The sequence below is a fragment of the Streptomyces sp. NPDC039462 genome (genome assembly GCF_055639375.1).
Genome location: NZ_JBVKAO010000009.1, coordinates 393,620 through 410,638 on the forward strand (window position 1 = coordinate 393,620; position 17,019 = coordinate 410,638).

The 17,019-nt window shown below is 69.6% G+C and carries 21 protein-coding genes; 17 read left to right on the top strand and 4 right to left on the bottom strand.

The genetic code is table 11. The features are described 5' to 3' along the window. Positions 1-442: 442 nt before the first annotated feature. The 3 genes from ACZ7LU_RS37090 to ACZ7LU_RS37100 form a co-directional block, all read right to left on the bottom strand. Positions 443-928: an NUDIX domain-containing protein gene (locus ACZ7LU_RS37090; RefSeq protein ID WP_468715148.1), complete on the bottom strand. Its 486-nt coding sequence runs from the start codon at positions 926-928 to the stop codon at positions 443-445. A 19-nt stretch (positions 929-947) separates the two neighbouring features. Beyond that, positions 948-2,162 carry a helix-turn-helix domain-containing protein gene (locus ACZ7LU_RS37095; RefSeq protein ID WP_471919264.1) on the bottom strand — a complete coding sequence of 405 codons (1,215 nt, stop codon included), beginning with the start codon at positions 2,160-2,162 and terminating at the stop codon, positions 948-950. A 234-nt stretch (positions 2,163-2,396) separates the two neighbouring features. Further along, positions 2,397-2,765, bottom strand: a complete 369-nt coding sequence (locus ACZ7LU_RS37100; protein ID WP_468715146.1) for a winged helix-turn-helix domain-containing protein — start codon at positions 2,763-2,765, stop codon at positions 2,397-2,399. Between the two features lie 153 nt (positions 2,766-2,918). Between ACZ7LU_RS37100 and ACZ7LU_RS37105 the strand changes: the two genes are divergently transcribed. From ACZ7LU_RS37105 to ACZ7LU_RS37160, 12 genes are all read left to right on the top strand, one after another. Continuing rightward, positions 2,919-3,272 (top strand): SCO3933 family regulatory protein, encoded by a 354-nt coding sequence (locus ACZ7LU_RS37105; RefSeq protein ID WP_471919265.1) that lies wholly within the window; start codon positions 2,919-2,921, stop codon positions 3,270-3,272. A gap of 2 nt (positions 3,273-3,274) precedes the next feature. Continuing rightward, complete coding sequence (locus ACZ7LU_RS37110) at positions 3,275-4,612, top strand: FtsK/SpoIIIE domain-containing protein (RefSeq protein ID WP_471919266.1); 1,338 nt, start codon at positions 3,275-3,277, stop codon at positions 4,610-4,612. Positions 4,613-4,699: 87 nt separating this feature from the next. Next, on the top strand, positions 4,700-4,882 hold the full coding sequence (locus tag ACZ7LU_RS37115) for a hypothetical protein (protein WP_471919267.1): 183 nt from the start codon (positions 4,700-4,702) through the stop codon (positions 4,880-4,882). 75 nt (positions 4,883-4,957) lie between these two features. After that, positions 4,958-5,632, top strand: a complete 675-nt coding sequence (locus ACZ7LU_RS37120; protein WP_471919268.1) for a DUF2637 domain-containing protein — start codon at positions 4,958-4,960, stop codon at positions 5,630-5,632. Between the two features lie 19 nt (positions 5,633-5,651). Continuing rightward, positions 5,652-5,843, top strand: coding sequence for a mobile element transfer protein (locus tag ACZ7LU_RS37125; protein WP_468715141.1), 192 nt, complete (start codon positions 5,652-5,654; stop codon positions 5,841-5,843). A 20-nt stretch (positions 5,844-5,863) separates the two neighbouring features. Continuing rightward, on the top strand, positions 5,864-6,025 hold the full coding sequence (locus ACZ7LU_RS37130; RefSeq protein WP_468715140.1) for a hypothetical protein: 162 nt from the start codon (positions 5,864-5,866) through the stop codon (positions 6,023-6,025). 14 nt (positions 6,026-6,039) lie between these two features. After that, the gene (locus ACZ7LU_RS37135; protein ID WP_471919269.1) at positions 6,040-6,378 is read left to right on the top strand and encodes a SpdD-like protein; all 339 of its coding nucleotides are present in this window, start codon (positions 6,040-6,042) and stop codon (positions 6,376-6,378) included. Between the two features lie 91 nt (positions 6,379-6,469). Continuing rightward, positions 6,470-6,661, top strand: coding sequence for a hypothetical protein (locus ACZ7LU_RS37140; protein ID WP_471919270.1), 192 nt, complete (start codon positions 6,470-6,472; stop codon positions 6,659-6,661). Further along, positions 6,658-7,110 (top strand): Pycsar system effector family protein, encoded by a 453-nt coding sequence (locus ACZ7LU_RS37145; protein ID WP_471919271.1) that lies wholly within the window; start codon positions 6,658-6,660, stop codon positions 7,108-7,110. Before ACZ7LU_RS37140 ends, ACZ7LU_RS37145 begins: the two co-directional genes overlap by 4 nt. Beyond that, complete coding sequence (gene repSA, locus ACZ7LU_RS37150; protein WP_471919272.1) at positions 7,107-8,498, top strand: replication initiator protein RepSA; 1,392 nt, start codon at positions 7,107-7,109, stop codon at positions 8,496-8,498. The genes ACZ7LU_RS37145 and repSA overlap by 4 nt, the downstream gene beginning before the upstream one ends. Then, complete coding sequence (locus tag ACZ7LU_RS37155; protein ID WP_471919273.1) at positions 8,495-8,683, top strand: helix-turn-helix domain-containing protein; 189 nt, start codon at positions 8,495-8,497, stop codon at positions 8,681-8,683. The genes repSA and ACZ7LU_RS37155 overlap by 4 nt, the downstream gene beginning before the upstream one ends. Then, complete coding sequence (locus tag ACZ7LU_RS37160) at positions 8,683-9,891, top strand: tyrosine-type recombinase/integrase (RefSeq protein ID WP_471919274.1); 1,209 nt, start codon at positions 8,683-8,685, stop codon at positions 9,889-9,891. The genes ACZ7LU_RS37155 and ACZ7LU_RS37160 overlap by 1 nt, the downstream gene beginning before the upstream one ends. 87 nt (positions 9,892-9,978) lie before the next feature. Here ACZ7LU_RS37160 and mtnA read toward each other — a convergent pair whose 3' ends face one another. Continuing rightward, complete coding sequence (mtnA, locus tag ACZ7LU_RS37165; RefSeq protein WP_398298428.1) at positions 9,979-11,136, bottom strand: S-methyl-5-thioribose-1-phosphate isomerase; 1,158 nt, start codon at positions 11,134-11,136, stop codon at positions 9,979-9,981. 140 nt (positions 11,137-11,276) lie between these two features. Here mtnA and ACZ7LU_RS37170 point away from each other — a divergent pair, with 140 nt between their 5' ends. Genes ACZ7LU_RS37170 through ACZ7LU_RS37190 form a run of 5 tightly spaced genes read left to right on the top strand, consistent with a single transcriptional unit; the run spans position 11,277 to position 16,899 of the window. Next, positions 11,277-12,602, top strand: coding sequence for a DUF7847 domain-containing protein (locus ACZ7LU_RS37170; protein ID WP_468093093.1), 1,326 nt, complete (start codon positions 11,277-11,279; stop codon positions 12,600-12,602). A 4-nt stretch (positions 12,603-12,606) separates the two neighbouring features. Then, positions 12,607-13,314 carry a DUF4129 domain-containing protein gene (locus tag ACZ7LU_RS37175; RefSeq protein WP_471919275.1) on the top strand — a complete coding sequence of 236 codons (708 nt, stop codon included), beginning with the start codon at positions 12,607-12,609 and terminating at the stop codon, positions 13,312-13,314. Then, complete coding sequence (locus tag ACZ7LU_RS37180; protein WP_471919276.1) at positions 13,311-14,603, top strand: DUF4350 domain-containing protein; 1,293 nt, start codon at positions 13,311-13,313, stop codon at positions 14,601-14,603. Before ACZ7LU_RS37175 ends, ACZ7LU_RS37180 begins: the two co-directional genes overlap by 4 nt. After that, positions 14,603-15,589: an AAA family ATPase gene (locus tag ACZ7LU_RS37185; RefSeq protein ID WP_468093116.1), complete on the top strand. Its 987-nt coding sequence runs from the start codon at positions 14,603-14,605 to the stop codon at positions 15,587-15,589. The genes ACZ7LU_RS37180 and ACZ7LU_RS37185 overlap by 1 nt, the downstream gene beginning before the upstream one ends. After that, positions 15,589-16,899 carry a DUF58 domain-containing protein gene (locus tag ACZ7LU_RS37190; RefSeq protein WP_471919277.1) on the top strand — a complete coding sequence of 437 codons (1,311 nt, stop codon included), beginning with the start codon at positions 15,589-15,591 and terminating at the stop codon, positions 16,897-16,899. The genes ACZ7LU_RS37185 and ACZ7LU_RS37190 overlap by 1 nt, the downstream gene beginning before the upstream one ends. Positions 16,900-17,019: the final 120 nt, after the last annotated feature.

Genomic DNA, 17,019 nt, shown 5'->3' on the forward strand with positions numbered 1-17,019 from the left:
TGCTGTGCGGCTCTCCCCTGTGCCCTATGGCCCGGTGCTGGGTTTTGGCCGCTTGTGGGTGGTGACGGGCGGACGCCGCCGCGCAGCCGGTGGCGGAGACATGGAGGCAGCGGGGCGGCGGCCGACCGGCGCCGCCCCGCTGATGTGTGGCCCTCGGTCCTTGGATTGATCCCCTTCGGGGACGGCTCGGGTCTGTGGTCTTGATGGGGTGTGTCCGTGCGTGCGCTTGAGGTCCTACGGCTCTTGAGGTCTTCCCCCTCCAAGGCCGGATCGCGGCGGCGGCACGCGGTGGGCTCACCCACATCACCAGGGGCCAAAGCCCCGGCCAAGGGATGGTTGGCGCTCGCGGCTGGCCATGGACGGCCGCGAGCGCAGCGAGCCTTGATGAAGTAGGGAAAGTTCTACCGCGCTGCGTCTAGCGGGTCGTGGTTCCCGGCAAGCTCTACGCGGCTACGCCCTTGGGCTGACGACCATGTTCGAGGTAGATCGGCGTGGCCCCCGACCGGGCGTCGATCGCGGCCATGAGCCTTCGAGCCAGCCTTGGGATGGTTCGTTCACTGATCTCTTGGGACGAGAGGAACGCGTACCCCTTGATTTCCCCCTCCTGCAAGGTCACCCCTGCAAGGATCTCCGGGGGCAACTGCCCTCCGTCGAAGAGGTACAGGACTTTGTCCCCCTCCGTGTCGCTGGGCGCCCAGTCGACAGCCAAGAGACGTCCCAGGGGAGCGGAGATTCCGAGCTCTTCTTGCACCTCGCGGACCGCCGCCTGAAGGGGCGACTCCCCCGTCTCGACGTACCCGCCGGGGATGTCCCAGTAGTCCTTGTACGTGGGCTCAACCATGAGAAGTCGCCCCGCGGCATCAAAGAAGAGCGCACCCGCGGCCATTCGCGGATGCGCCATCTTCGCTTCGTGTTCGTTCAAGGCCATGCGATTGAGCGTACCTACCTCAGACGACGTGAAGTCGATGGGCCAGGTCCGCCATGGGCCGACTCGGTCGACCACGCTGGTTCCGCACCCAGGTGAGCACAAGCTCTCGGGCGAGGTAGTGACTCCGCACTTGTTCCGGTGCCCAGCCTTCGGCTTCGAGGACCATTGAAAGGGCCTCGTCGGCGCGGTTGTGTGCGCTGAGAGCGCGGGCCACCTCAAGGTTGTGGCGCGTTCGTCGCTCGGTCGGCAAGGCACTCGTATCGATCTGTGGCCCGAGGTCGACGGCTACCTGCATGTCTCCGAGTTCCGCCGATGTGGCCACACGGTGAATGGCGACGTTGGTCGGCCCGAATGCCGTCCATACGTGATTGGCGTCGTGTCCGAGCTGCTGTGCGGCGCGGTCGGCTTCGGCAAGAAACTCGCGAGTTGTGGACCGATCCTCCGCGCGGGCCGCGGCCATCGATCCAGCGAGGAAAAGTGTTCCGTAGATCGACAAGAACTCGGGGTCAGCATTTTCGAGTCCCGGACGAAGGTATTCCGATGCATCGCCGACGAGCTGGACGGCTGCGTCGAATCGCCCGTTGGACAGTAGGCAGTGCGCTACGGATCGGAAGAGCGAGCCTGTGACGACCTGATTGCCCGACTGCTGTGCCGCGGCCAAGCCACGGTCCGCTGCGATCCAGGCAAGGTCTGTTTCACCTACCTTGGTCAACACCATAGCGGCGCCCTGGTAGGTCATCGCCATCAACTCGTGTGCCTGTTCGCGCTCTTGCCCGCTGTACGCCTGGGCAGCGATAAGCACGTCGGCCAGGAGGAGAGGCAGGCGGCGCGTCGCGAACCCGTACCGCGAGTTTTGGTAGGCGTCCCACACCTCCGCGACATTGTCCCGCAGTTCGTCGAGCGGGCTCGGTTCTCCCTCTGTGACCACCCCCAAGAGTGGCGTGAGCTGGCGGTAGTTCATGAGCGCTGAGCGCAGCGCCGGAACAGTTCGGGTTCCGCTGTCCGCTGTCCAGTCCATGAGAGTGGGTTCGGCGAGCAAGTCACCAAGGGTCACGTCCAGCGCGTCGGCTAGCGACTTGATGACCGACAGCCGGTCCAACTCCAGCCGGTTGTTCTCGGCCTTGCTCAACCAGTCGACTGTGCGGCCGACGAGTCCAGCCAAGACTTCCTGGGAGATGCCGCGGCGCCGGCGGTACCAAGCAACTCGTTCGCCGATCGTCAGGTTCGTCGTCATTCCTCGCATGGCAAGAGCGTCTCCCCGTCTCCTCACGCGACCCCGGAGAGTTTTTCCGGGGTGGTGCCTCGCTCCGGTCCTAGCGTTGCTGACAACCGGAGGGGCTGTTAGCTCGAACGTGCGGCGAGGGGAACACGATGGCACTGACCCCACAAGAACGGACGGAACTGATCGACCAGATCAGGGGACTTGGCGACGAGATAACCGCCCTTACGTCCCGCGCCGACGCGGTGATCACTTCGCTTGCGTCTGTTGCTTCACGAGATCTTCGAGCTGCTCCATCCGCTCGGCGAGCAGACGCACATCCCGGCGAACCTCCGACAGGTACTTGGTGATCTGCTCGAACTCCGGGCTTCGCTTTGTCTCGGTACTCTCGCCGGGCATGGCGGCAAAACTGCCTTTGCCCTGATGAGAGGTTGCGTATCCGTCCTCACGCAGACGAGAGATCGCCTGTCGTGCGACGGTCCGCGAGACGCCGTGACGAGTCATCAGCTCGGACTCTGAGGGCAGCTTGTCCCCCGGGGCCAGTTCCCCGTCTCGGATTTTGCCCTTGAACTCGTCGGCGATCTGCAAGTACGCCGCGCGCCCGGTGAACTCGGCCATAGCCCCTCTCCACGGTTGTTGTACCAAGTGCAGCACATCGCACCGACACGAGTCGAGACCATCCACTTGACATACCAAGTAGGACAGGTGCACTCTCGAACCAAGGTTGGCGTACCAAGTACGTCAAGTGGACCGAATCTAGGAGCACAAGTCATGCGTCAGATTCCCGTCGACACCTCCGCTGCCACCGTGATGGTGGCCAAGGCTCCGCAGCCCAAGGTGAAGGATCGCCGTACCGGTGAGATCGCCACGGACGCCGAGGGCGTCACGCTGATGACCGTGGACGTGATGTTCTCCGTGAACGACGAGGTGGAGATCCTGAAGGTCACCGTTCCGCAGCCGGGCATCACGGGAGAACTGTCCATGGGCACGCCGGTTGCCCTGACGGGTCTGGTGGCCTCGGCGTGGGAGAACGAGTTCAACGGCCAGAAGCGGCACGGCATCGCTTTCCGCGCGGTCGCGGTTACGTCCCTGGCGGCTGCCGCCTCGAAGCCGAAGGCTGCCTAATCGTGTGGTGGTTACTCGCCTTCGTGCTGGTGGTGGTCGCTGCCGCGGGTCTGTTGCGGTGGCGGCGCCCCGCCTGGTACTGGATGAGCTTCGGGATCGTCTTCACGGTGCTGCGTATCCGGCTGCGCTACGCGGATGTGATGGATGCCTGCCATCTGACCATGCCGGCCTCCCGGTTCCGGCTGGCCATGGCCCGCATGTTCAAGCGGGAGATTCCCCGTCAGCGGGTGCCGCGGCTGCTGTGGCTGCGTCCGACCCGCACAGGGGTGAAGCTGCGGATCAGGATGTGGCCGGGGCAGGACGCGTTCGAGTTCTCCGCCGCCGGCGACCGCTTGCGGCACTCCTTCGCGGTGCATCAGGTCATCTCGCGGGAGATCAAGCCGGGCGTCATCGAGCTGACGCTGACGGGCTTCGATGTCCTCAAGCACGTACACATGCCGCTCAAGACGGACCGTGCCCTGTTGAAGATCCCGGTGGCGCTGGTGGAAGACGGCTCGGTGCACTACCGCGACTACCGCGAGACGCCGCACTCGGTGACCGCCGGCGCGACACAGTCGGGTAAGTCCGTCTTCCAGCGCACCGTGATCAAAGAACTCGCCTCACAGCCGGTGGCGCTGGTTGGCATCGACTGCAAAAGGATCGAACTGGGCCCGTTCGCCCGTCGCTTCTCCGCGCTGGTGGACAACCCCGACGATGCCGCCGATCTCCTTGAAGCGCTCGTGGCGCGGATGGAGAACATCTACGAACTCATCCGCTGCGAACAGCGGATCAGCGCCGACACCCCCGACGCGGAGATCGCCGCGAACATCTGGGATCTCCCCGAATCCCTGCGCCCGGTCCCCGTCGTGATCACCATCGACGAGATCGCCGAACTGGCCATGAGTACCAAACGCAACGATCCGCGACGCGACCGCATCATCACCGCGCTGGTCCGCCTGGCTCAGCTCGGCCGCGCTGCGGGCATGTTCTTGGACATCTACGGGCAGCGCTTCGGCTCCGAACTCGGGGATGGGATCACCATGCTCCGCGCTCAGCTCACGGGCCGGATCGTGCACCGCGTCAACGACGAGTCGACCGCAAAGATGACCTTCGGCGACATCTCCCCGCACGCGGTCTTCGCCGCCACACAAATCCCCAACAGCCGCCGCGGCATGGCGATTGTCGGCTACTCCACGGGTGAGTGGAACCGCATCCGCACCCCGCACACCTCGATGCGCGCGGCCGTGTCCGCCTGCAACAAGCACGCGCACCTCACCCCGGACATCCCGGAACTGGACCGCTTCCGACCGCTGGTCGACGCCGACCCCACGGTGCCCGCAGCCGTCGTCGAAGCCGCCTGACCTCTTCCCGCTGCACCGGTTGGCGTGACCGCCTCGCGCCAGGTCCCTACCCCTTCCATGCCTGATCCCCGAAGAGGAGATCCGCTTATGGCTGCACGTGCCCGTAAGCCGGCCGCCACGCCCCGGGCGAAGAAGTGTCCGGACTGCAAGGGCAAGGGCGAGATCGCCGAAACCGTCCGCGTCGGCACCCGTAAGGGACGCGCCACCGCTGACGAACAGTCCGCCCTGTGCCTCACCTGCTGGGGCAGCGGCGAAGCCCCCACCACCTGATCACCGCCGGGACCGGGCGGCCGGACACGACTCCCCGCCCCGTCCCGGCTCCAACCCCGCAAAGGAGGTGAAGACATGCCCCGCTCGATCCGCCCGGACGCCGTACTGATCCAAGCCGTGATTGCCGGTGCGCTGTCCTTCGCCCACCTGCATGACCTTGCCGCCGCGGCCGGCCAGACCGGATGGAAGGCATGGGCCTACCCCGTCTCCGTCGACCTGCTCCTGGTGGCTGCCTGGCGCCGACTGCGCAACGGCGGATCGTCCCGGCTCGCCTGGTGCTGGTTCCTGATCGCCCTGGTCGCCTCGCTCGGCGCCAACGTCGCCACCGCCGGATTCCTCGACCTCGGGCACCCGCCAGCCTGGCTGCGCTTCGGCGTCGCCGGCTGGCCCGCACTCGCCTTCCTCGGCGGCACGCTGCTCGCCCACGCACCCACTCCGACACTGGCTGAGCCGGCCTCGACGACACGGGCCTCCGAGCCGGATGCGGCCCCGCAGCCCAGCCCGGTTGCTGCCGAAGAGGCACCCCCGGCTCTGCCTACTGCGGTTCCTGCGCCCGATCCGGTCCTTCCCGCCACTGCTGCTGTCCCGGCGCCGGCGCCCGCGGTTCCGGCTGCGCTCGTGGACCACGCCCGCAAGGTCGCCGACGACCACCACGCGCGTACCGGCACCCCGATCGACATCGACACGCTGCGCGCCCGCCTTGGCGTCCCGGCTCCAATGGCCGACGCCATCGCCGCCCAACTCGCCTGAGCTGAAAGGAGCACCACTCATGGGCCTCTACCGGATCTTCCGTGAACTGCGCCGCGTCGGTCAGGTCACCGTCGGCACCTCCCACGGCAAGCGCGGCCACATCGCCTACGTCGCCGCCTGCGCCGCTGAGGACTGCGGCTGGTCGGCCGAATACGAAGAGCCGTCCGCGGCCATGGTCGCCGCCCAGGGCCACCGCTGCCGCGTCCGCTGACACCCCAAGGAGACAGCTCCATGTCTGTTCCGCTGTGGTTCTTCATCGCCTGTCTGGGCCTGGTCGGCGTCAAGCTCGTGCGCCCGCCCTGGTGGCTCGTGATCGTCCTGCTGCTGGGCGGCTACCTCCTGGCCGACAGCGTCCTAGCCCCCGCCATCGACACCGCCACCACGCCCAAGTGAAGGGAGACCAACCCGTGTTCGAACCCCGCATCCCGGTCAACCCCACTCCGACCGGCGAGATCATCCCGGTCATCACCACCGCGGCCCTGCCCGGCCACCCGCACGCCCCCACCGACTGCTTCTGCCGCAACCAGACGCCCGCCCCGGCCCCGGCTGCGGCGTCCTCCCGCCCGACGGTGCAGATCACCCCCGGCAGCGTGCTTGCCCTCGTCGGCGCCGGCACCGCGGTCGTCCTGGTCGTCGGCGTGGTGCTGGTCTCGATGCTCCTGACGGTCGCCATCACCGCCGCATCCCTCGCCGTGTGCGCGCTGGTGATCCGCTCCCTGCTCGCCTCCGACCGCAAGGGACGTTGACCGACCCCCGGGCGGCCTCGATACCGCCAAGCATCCGCCGCCCGGGAGCCGTTCCCCTACCCGATCTCGACAACCGGAAGGAACCTCCATCATGACCCAGCGCACCCGCCCCGCGCCGCGGATCTGCCCGGACTGCGACGGCTTCGCCTCCGTCAAGGTCACCGTCGGCGGACGCAACCACCACGGCCACCTGCACACGGTCACCGCCCACTGCGGGGCGTGCAAGGGCACCGGCGCCCGCACCACGCACACACCCCGTTCCGTCTGGCAGGTGGCGGCATGAGCACCTCGGAGAACCGGACCGCGGCGCTGGCCGAAGTGAAAGCCGAGATCGCCCGCACCGACAACAAGGCCGCTCTCCTGCTCGCCTTCGTCGGCGCCGTGTTCGCCGGCGGCTGGACCGTCGCCAAAGACGTCCCCCTGAGTCCGGCCGCTGTCGTGGTGGCCGGTCTTGGGACGGGTCTGCTCATCGCGGCGGCCGGACTGCTGCTGGGATCGGTCCGCCCCAACCTGGGCGGCTCCCACCGCCGCGGCTTCCCGCTCTGGGCCACCCTGACCGCCGAACAGATCGACGCAGAACTGACCACTTACCGCAGCGCGCAGTACATCGCAGAGCTGTCCCGCATCGCGGTCGCCAAGTTCACCCGCCTGGAACGAGCCGTCGACCTCACCCGCCTCGGCGGCTTCCTGCTGATCACCGCGGCCCTGATCAGTATCGGGGGCGCGGCATGACCACCCCCACCATCCCGACGGGCCTGGATCAGATCACTCTCGGCGACCTGCTTCGGGTGGCCTCGGCCGACGACTTCGACCGCTGGCAAGGCCAGATCCGCCGCACCGGCGGCTGCTCCGACCCGATCCACCTCACCGGCTGGTCCCTCACCAAAGACAAGACCACCGGCGAGACCCTGCACCACTACACCACCGAGACCGAACCGGGCGGCCGGCTCCGGCTCGCATGCGGCAACCGCCGCGCATCCCGCTGCCCCTCCTGCGCCTTCACCTACGCCGGGGACACCTACCACCTGATCCGCGCCGGACTCGCCGGCGACGACCGCCGCGACATCCCCACCACTGTCCGCGACCACCCCCGCGTCTTCGCCACCTTCACCGCCCCGTCCTTCGGCCCGGTCCACAACCGGCCCGACCGCCGTACCTGCCGCTGCGGCACCCGCCACCTGGCCGACGATCCGGCGCTTGGCACTGCCCTCGACCCGGCCACCTACGACTACGCGGGCGCGGTCCTCTTCAACAACCACGCCGGCGACCTGTGGCAGCGCTTCACCACCCGCCTACGGCGCGAGATCGCCGCCCGCGCCGGCCTCACCCAACGTGAACTGAAGGAATGCGCTCGCCTCTCCTACGGCAAGGTCGCCGAATTCCAGAAGCGCGGCGCCATCCACTTCCACGCCATCATCCGCCTCGACGGACCCGACGGACCCGACACCCCGCCCCCGTCCTGGGCGAGCATCGATCTCCTTATCGACGCCATTTATGCCGCCGCCACGCACCCGTACACCTCGGTTTCCGTGCCCGCCGCCGACGACCAACCGGCGCGCACCTTCCGATGGGGCCGACAACTCGACGTACGCCCGGTCAAGGCCTTCGGGGACGGCTCCGACATCACGGAACAGGCCGTGGCCTCCTACGTCGCCAAATACGCCACCAAGGCCGCGGAGAACACCGGCACCCTCGACCGCCGCATCGGGGAACTCGCCGAACTCGACCGCCACGGCGTACCGGACCACGCTCGTCGGCTGATCGAAGCATGCAAGTTGCTCGATCCGCTCTACCCGGATCGCCGCCTATGGGCCTGGGCTCACATGCTCGGCTTCCGCGGCCACTTCTCCTCAAAGTCCCGTCGCTACTCCACCACCCTCGGCGAACTCCGTCAGGCACGTGCTGACTTCCGCGCCGCCCAAGAACGACAAGCCCTCGGCCTCGACGACCGCGAACCGGACACCGTCCTCGTTCTGGCTGACTGGCAGTACGCCGGCCACGGCCACACCCCCGGCGAATCCGCCCTCGCCGCCACCATCGCCCGCGGCCTCCAGCACAACCGCGACACCGCACGCGAAGCCCTGTGCGATCAGATCGGTCAGGAAGGAGATGCAGGATGAGCACCGCCGCTCCCGTGCTGCTGACTGTTCCGGAGGTCATGGCGCGGCTTAAGTACGGGCGCTCCACGGTCTACGACCTGATTCGGTCGAAGCGTCTCGTCTCCATCACTGAGGGGCGTGCTCGACGGATTCCGGAGAGTGCTCTCCAGGACTACATCCGTGAGCGGCTTGAGGCGGCTTCCTGATGGGCGGCCAACGGAAGCGCAACCCCAACGGAACCGGCACAGTGACCCGGCGCTCTGATGGCAGGTACCAGGCGGCGGTGTACGTCCCTCAGCCGGACGGGACGACGAAGCGGAAGTACGCGTACGGAAAGACCTTCGACGAGTGCGACCGCAAGCGGCGTGAACTGCTGGACCGCGCCAATGGCGGCATTCCGACGCCGACGCGGGACATGACCTTGGGCCAGTGGTTCGACTACTGGCTGGAGGTCATCGTCAAGCCGGACCTCTCGGCGGGCAGCTATCGGACTTACGAGCAGGCTGTCCGCAACCACCTGCGGCCACGCCTGGGCTCCAAGGTCATGGTCAAGTTGGGTATCAACGAGCTGCGCGGGGCCATCAAGCGCTTGGCGGAGGAGAAGACGGCCAAGACCGCCCGGCATGTCCTACGGGTCCTCTCAGCGGCACTCACGGCCGCGATGTTGGAAGACATCGGCCTGACGCGGAATGTCGCCAAGCTCGTGCATGTGCGAGCCCCCACGGACCGGGGGAAGAGTTGGGATGCCGTGACGGTGCTCCGCTTCCTGGCTGCGGCACGGCGTATGACCGTTTACTTCCCGGCGTTCCTGTTGATCTGCCTGTTGGGCCTGCGACGGGCCGAAGTGTGCGGTCTGCGCTGGGATGACATTGACCTCGACAACCGCACCGTGTGGGTGGAGCAACAGCGGCAGCGCACCAGGACGGGCACCATCGATGTGGAGCTGAAGACCGCGACATCCAAGGCGCCTTTGCCGCTACCTCCGCAGTGCATCGCGCCGTTGCGTTGGACCCGCATGCGCACGGCGTGGCTGCGGGCACGAGCGATCAGTAGGGGGCGGCCCTGGTTCGATGACCCGGCGGGGCATGTGTTCGTCACGCGGACTGGTCGTCCGCTTCTGGCGGAGAACCTCTACCAGGTGATGCAGCGGGTCATCGAGGCGGCAGGCCTCGGCAAGATGAATCCCAAGGGGCTGCGGAAGTCCTGTGGCACGCTCCTGGTCCATCTCAAGGTGCACCCGAGGGTCATCAAGGCCATTTTGCGGCACAGCCGGATTGCAACAACGTTCGACATCTACGCTGAGGCCTTGGACCCGGATGTAATCGAGGCAGTTGGGCAGCTTGATCGGCTGTTGCGGCAACCGGCGCGCATCCGGCAATTGGAGGCAGCCCACACCGCCTCCGACGCCGACTGATGTACGGCTTGGATGTCACGGCCCCTCTCTCTGCGAATCACCGCAGATGGAGGGGCCGTTTTCTCCGATCAGGTCGACAACATCCCATTAGCTAATCGTTACCTGGCGTGACCTGGCACACAGCTCGGCAAGGCCCTCTGCTGTCACAGGTGACAGAACGCCCTCTTCCGTGACGATCGCCGTCACCAACTCGGGCGGCGTCACGTCGAACGCGGGGTTGTACGCCTGGGTCCCCAGGGGTGCCACCGGAATCCCGCCTCCCGCTTCCATCCCGACCACCGGCACATGCGGCGCGGTGACCTCCGTCACTTCATGCCCCGCCCGCTGCTCCACCTCGATGGACGCCCCGTCCGGAGTCTCCGGGTCCACGGTCGTCACCGGTGCCACCACGATGAACGGCACATGGTGGTATCGAGCCAGCACGGCGAGCGGATAGCTCCCCACCTTGTTCGCCACCGAACCGTCGGCCGCGATCCGGTCGGCACCGATCAGCACGGCATCCACCTCACCCGCCGCGAACAGCGAACCCGCCGCACTGTCCGTGAGCAATGTGTACGCCATTCCGTTCCGCGCCGCCTCATACGCGGTGAGCCTGGCCCCCTGCAGCAGCGGCCGCGTCTCGTCCACCCAGAGCCTGCGCAGGCTCCCCTCCCGGTGCGCCTTGAGCGCCACCGCGAACGCCGTGCCCTCCCCTCCGGAGACCAGCGCCCCCGTGTTGCAGTGCGTCAGGATCCGGTGCCCGCCACCGGGCAGCAGCTCGTCGAGCAGCGCCAGGCCGTGCGCCGCCATCCTGGAGCTCGCCTCGGCGTCCTCGGCGTGCAGCGCCCGCGCCGCGTCGAGCGCGGCACCCGCGGCCTGCCGGGCATCGGCCCCGCCCGCGACCGCGGAACGATACGCGGCCTGGGCCCGGCGCACTCCGTACGCGAGGTTCACCGCGGTGGGCCGCGCCCCCGCCAGCGAGCCCGCCGCCTCGTCCACGTCGAAGCCCCGGGCCGCGGCCAGCGCGACGCCGTACGCCCCCGCGATGCCCAGGAGGGGCGCCCCTCGTACCGCGAGCGTCCTGATCGCCTCCACCAGGGCGGGTGCGTCGGTGCACACCAGCTCGCTCTCCTCGCCCGGCAGCCGGGTCTGGTCGAGGACGACCAGTACGGGGCCTTCGGGTGGCTCGTCCCAGCGGATCGCGGGAACCCTGGAGATCTCGGTCGGCCGTATGTCCTCGCCGGATTGCGCGTACTGATCAGCCATCCGCCCAGTCTGCCCCGTACCCGACGGACAATTGAAGGTGTACAGCCGCTACGGCGCCCGGTCACCTGGCGCCCGCCCCGTGGCACGATGGCTGGCAACCTGCCGCCGCACCCGCGGACGGGCACCTTGAAGGAGCGACGATGAACGACACTCCGGGCTGGGCCTCGCCCGGATCTGCCCCCTCCGACGGACAGGACCCCGGCAAGCCGGACGCCGCCGAACCCGCCGACGACGGCGGCCGGAGCGCCCCGTCCAAGTGGTCCAAGGAGCAGCCGCCGCCCGCCCAATGGTCCCCGCCCAGCACCCCGGGCCCGGGTCACACACCGCCTCCCCCGCCCCCGCCGCCCGGCCAGGGCGGCGGCTGGGGCTGGGGCGGCGGACCCGGCGGCCCTGGTGGCCCCGGCGCTCCCGGCGGCCCCGGAGGTCCTGGCGGTCCGGGCGGCTACCGGGGCTGGGGAGCCTGGCAGGGCCCCCCGCCCGCCGCCAAGCCCGGCGTCATCCCGCTCCGCCCGCTCGGCGTCGGCGAGATCCTCGACGGCGCGGTGTCGACCATGCGCGCCCACTGGCGCACGGTCCTCGGCATCTCCCTGACCGTGGCCGTGGTCACGGAGATCGTCGTCGTCCTCCTGCAGGGACTCGTCCTGAACGAGTCCGTCGACACGGAAGCCCTCGACGACCCCAGCGCGACCGTCGGCGAACTGACCCGCGCCATGGGCGACACGATGCTGAGCTCCGGCGTGGTCCTCGCGATCACGCTGCTCGGCACGATCGTCGCGACCGCCCTGCTCACCATGGTCACCAGCCGCGCGGTGCTCGGTAAGTCGGTCACCGCCACGGAGGCCTGGCAGGACTCCCGCCCCCAGCTGGCCAAGCTGTTCGGCCTGACCCTGCTCATCCCGCTCATCGGCTTCGCCATCGTCACCGCCGGCATCCTGCCGGGTCTGCTGATCGCGCTGGCCGGCCCGTCCGACGCCGGTGCCGGCCTCGCCGTACTCGGTGGTCTCGGCGCGGGCGTCGTTGCCGTCTGGATCGTCGTCCGCCTCTCCCTCGCCTCCCCCGCGCTCATGTTGGAGAAGCAGGGCATCAAGAAGTCCCTGATCCGCTCCACCAAGCTGGTCCGCGGCTCCTGGTGGCGCGTCTTCGGCATCCAGCTGCTCGCCGCGCTCATCGCGAACGTCGTGGCGTCGATCATCGTCATCCCGTTCACGTTCATCGCCGGGGCGGTCAGTGGCGAAGGCGTCACCGGCTTCCTCGACAGCACCGGTGAGCTGGGCTGGACGTTCCTGATCGTCAGCGGGGTCGGCTCGGTCATCGGCTCCATGCTGACGTTCCCGATCACGGCCGGGGTCACCGTCCTGCTCTACATAGACCAGCGGATCCGCCGCGAGGCCCTCGACCTCGAACTCGCCCGCGCGGCCGGCCTCCCCGGTCACGGCCCGACCCCGTCCGGCACATCGGGGAGCTGATGCGGTGACCGCGGCGGGGGCACTACTCGGGGAGGCCGTGCGCACCGGTGACGACCCACCGGTGACGATCCCACGCGACCCCGCACGGGAGGCGGCCGAACGCGAGCTGTCCAAGCCGATGTACCACGAGAACGATCCGAGCCTCTTCCAGCGCGCCCTGAACCGCTTCTGGGGCTGGGTCGACGACCTGTTCTCCGCCGCCTCGGGGGCCACCCCGGGCGGCGGGTTCGGCCTCCTGGTCATCGTGCTGGCGGTCGTCCTCCTGGTCGGCGCGCTGTGGTGGCGCCTCGGCACCCCGCAGCGCGCCGCGACCTCCGCTCCGGCCCTCTTCGACGACCGTCCCCGCAGCGCCGCCGAACACCGCGCGGCGTCCGAGGCACACGCCGCGCTGGCCCACTGGAACCAGGCCGTGCAGGAACGCATGCGCGCCATGGTCCGCGCCCTGGAGGAACGCGCGCTCCTCGACCCGCGCCCCGGCCGCACCGCGGACGAAGCCGCCGCGGAAGCAGGCCGCACTCTCCCCGCCCACACCGACCGACTCCGCTCCGCCGCCCGCGAGTTCGACGACGTGACGTACGGCGGCCGCACCGCCGACGAAGCCGCATACCTCCGCCTGGCCGAGCTCGACCGCGACCTGGTCACCACCAAACCGATCCTGACCAGCACCGCCCACACCACACCGAGCAACAGTCCCCAGGGGGCCGCCGAATGACCGGCCCCACCCCCGCCACCGAACCGACCCAGCCCGCTCCCTCCACCGGACCGGCCCGGCCCTCTCCCCCCGCCACCCCGGAGCAGCGGCCACCCGGCGCGCCGTCCCCCGCGTCCCCCACCTCGATCTCCCCCACGCCCCGCCGGATCTGGACCCGCTCCCGAGGCATCGCCCTCGCCCTGGTCGTCCTCCTCGCTGCGGCCGTCGTCATCGCCGCGGTCCGCTCCGGCGCCCAGCACGGCCGCCTCGACCCGCGCTCCGCCGACTCCCACGGAAGCCGAGCCGTCGCCGAACTCCTCGCCGACCGGGGCGTGTCCACCCGCGTGGTCACCGGCACCGACGAGGCCAGGACCGCGGCCGGCCCCGACACGACCCTCCTCGTGGCCAACCCCGACGTCCTCACCGACCGTCAGCGGTCCCGCCTGCACGCCGCAACAGAGGACTCCGGCGGCCGCACCGTCCTCGTCACCCCGGGCACCCCGTCGATCGACGCCCTCGCCCCCGGGGTCACCGCGGCCGCCACGACCAGCACCGACTCGACGCTCTCCCCGAGCTGCTCCCTCCCCGAGGCCCGCCGCGCCGGCACCGCCGACATGGGCGGCATCCGCTACGACACCCTCGCTCCGGACGCCGAGGCCTGCTACCTCAGCGACGGCCTGCCCAGCCTTCTCCATCTCCCCGCCCCCCGCGGAAAGGGCGACACCGTTGTCCTCGGCGCCCCCGACATCCTCTACAACGACCGTCTCGACGAGCAGGGCAACGCATCACTCGCCCTGCAACTCCTCGGCTCCCGCCCCCACTTGGTCTGGTACCTCCCCTCCCTCTCCGACGACCAGGCCGCCACCGACTCCGAGCGCCGCGGCTTCTTCGACCTGATCCCCTCCGGCTGGCTCTGGGGCACCCTGCAACTCACCATCGCCGCCGCACTCGCCGCCCTGTGGCGTGCCCGCCGCCTCGGCCCCCTCGTCGCCGAACGCCTCCCCGTCGCCATCCGTGCCTCGGAAGCCGTCGAAGGCCGTGCCCGCCTCTACCGCAAGGCGAACGCCCGCGACCGCGCATCCGAAGCCCTACGCACCGCCGCCCGAACCCGCCTCGCCCCCCTCGTCGGCGTATCCCCCGCCCAAGCCCACGCGCCCGAGAACCTGATCCCCGCGCTGACCACCCGCCTTCACACCCCCGGCCACGACCTGCACCCCCTCCTCTTCGGGCCACCCCCCGGCAACGACGCAGCTCTCATCGCCCTCGCCGACCAACTCGACGCCCTCGAAAGAGAGGTACGCCACTCATGATGGACCCGACCACTGACAACGGGCCCACCGGAGCTCCCCGCGACGCCCGCGCTTCCCTGGAAGCCCTGCGCGCCGAGATCTCCAAGGCCGTGGTCGGCCAGGACCCCGCCGTCACCGGGCTCGTCGTCGCCCTGCTCTGCCGCGGCCACGTCCTGCTGGAAGGGGTCCCCGGGGTGGCCAAGACCCTGCTCGTCCGCGCCCTCGCGTCGAGCCTCGAACTCGACACGAAGCGCGTGCAGTTCACGCCCGACCTGATGCCGAGCGACATCACGGGCTCTCTCGTCTACGACGCCCGCACCACGGAGTTCTCCTTCCAGCCCGGCCCGGTCTTCACGAACCTCCTGCTGGCCGACGAAATCAACCGGACCCCGCCCAAGACCCAGTCCTCGCTCCTCGAAGCGATGGAAGAACGCCAGGTCACGGTCGACGGCACCCCGCGCCCGCTCCCCGAGCCCTTCCTCGTCGCGGCCACCCAGAACCCCGTCGAGTACGAAGGCACGTACCCGCTCCCCGAGGCCCAACTGGACCGCTTCCTCCTCAAACTGACGGTCCCTCTCCCGTCCCGCCAGGACGAGATCGACGTCCTCACCCGGCACGCGGACGGCTTCAACCCCCGCGACCTGCGCGCCGCCGGCGTACGCCCCGTGGCGGGCGCCGCCGACCTGGAAGCCGCCCGAGCCGCCGTCGCGAAGACCTCCGTCTCCCCCGAGATCACCGCGTACGTCGTGGACGTCTGCCGCGCCACCCGCGAATCCCCGTCCCTCACCCTCGGCGTCTCCCCGCGGGGCGCCACGGCACTGCTCTCCACGGCCCGCGCCTGGGCCTGGCTCACCGGCCGCGACTACGTCATCCCCGACGACGTGAAAGCCCTGGCGCTCCCCACCCTCCGCCACCGGATCCAGCTCCGCCCGGAAGCCGAGATGGAGGGCGTCACCGCCGACTCCGTCATCAACGCGATCCTCGCTCACGTCCCGGTCCCCCGCTGATGGCCCTCACCGGACGCACCGCCCTCCTGGCGGCCCTCGGCACGCTCCCCGTCGGCCTGTGGGATCCCAGCTGGACCGGCATCCTCGCCGTCAACACCCCGCTGGCGCTGGCCTGCGCCTGCGACTTCGCCCTGGCCGCGCCCGTACGCCGACTCGGCCTGACCCGCTCCGGCGCCACGTCCGTCCGTCTCGGCGAATCCGCCGATGTCGAGCTCACGGTCACGAACCCCTCCGGCCGCCCCCTGCGCGCCGAGCTCCGCGACGCCTGGCCCCCGAGCAGCCGGCAGCCCGGAACGGACGTCACCGCGTCCCGTCACCGACTCACTGTCCCGGCCGGCGAGCGCCGCCGCCTCACCACCCGCCTGAGCCCCACACGCCGGGGCGACCACCAGGCCGACCGCGTGACGATCCGCTCGTACGGACCCCTCGGCCTCTTCACCCGCCAGGGCAGCCACAAAGTCCCCTGGACCCTGCGCGTCCTGCCGCCTTTCACCAGCCGGAAGCACCTCCCCGCCAAGCTGGCCCGGCTACGCGAGCTCGACGGCCGCACCAGCGTGCTCATGCGCGGCCAGGGCACCGAATTCGACAGCCTCCGCGACTACGTTCCCGGGGACGACACCCGCTCCATCGACTGGCGCGCCACGGCCCGCCAGTCCACCGTCGCCGTCCGCACCTGGCGCCCCGAACGCGACCGCCACATCCTTCTGGTCCTCGACACCGGCCGCACCTCGGCCGGCCGAGTGGGCGACGCTCCCCGCCTCGACGCCTCCATGGACGCGGCCCTGCTCCTCGCCGCCCTGGCCTCCCGCGCCGGCGACCGCGTGGACCTCCTCGCCTACGACCGTCGAGTACGTGCCCTGGTCCAGGGGCGCTCAGCGGGGGACGTCCTCCCCTCCCTGGTCAACGCGCTGGCCACACTGGAGCCCGAACTCGTCGAAACAGACGCCCGAAGCCTCACCTCGACGGCCCTCCGTACGGCCCCCCGCAGTTCCCTGATCGTGCTGCTCACCAGCCTCGACACCGCCCCCATCGAAGAGGGCCTGCTCCCCGTACTTCCGCGCCTTACGCAGCGCCACAAGGTCTTGGTGGCCTCGCTGGCCGACCCGCACATCCAGGAAATGGCGACCGCTCGTGGAACAACAGAGGCGGTATACGAGGCCGCAGCAGCCGCCCAAGCCCAGTCGGAACGCCACCGCACAGCGGAACAGCTCAGGCGCCGCGGCGTCACGGTCGTGGACGCCACCCCGCATGAGCTCGCGCCGGCCTTGGCAGACGCATATCTCTCGCTCAAATCGGCCGGCCGCCTGTAAGCAGGCATCGTAAACAGGCACCCTAAACGCAGAAAACCCCCGCACCATAAGGTGCGGGGGTTTCCCATTCAAAAATAGTTCGGCGGCGTCCTACTCTCCCACAGGGTCCCCCCTGCAGTA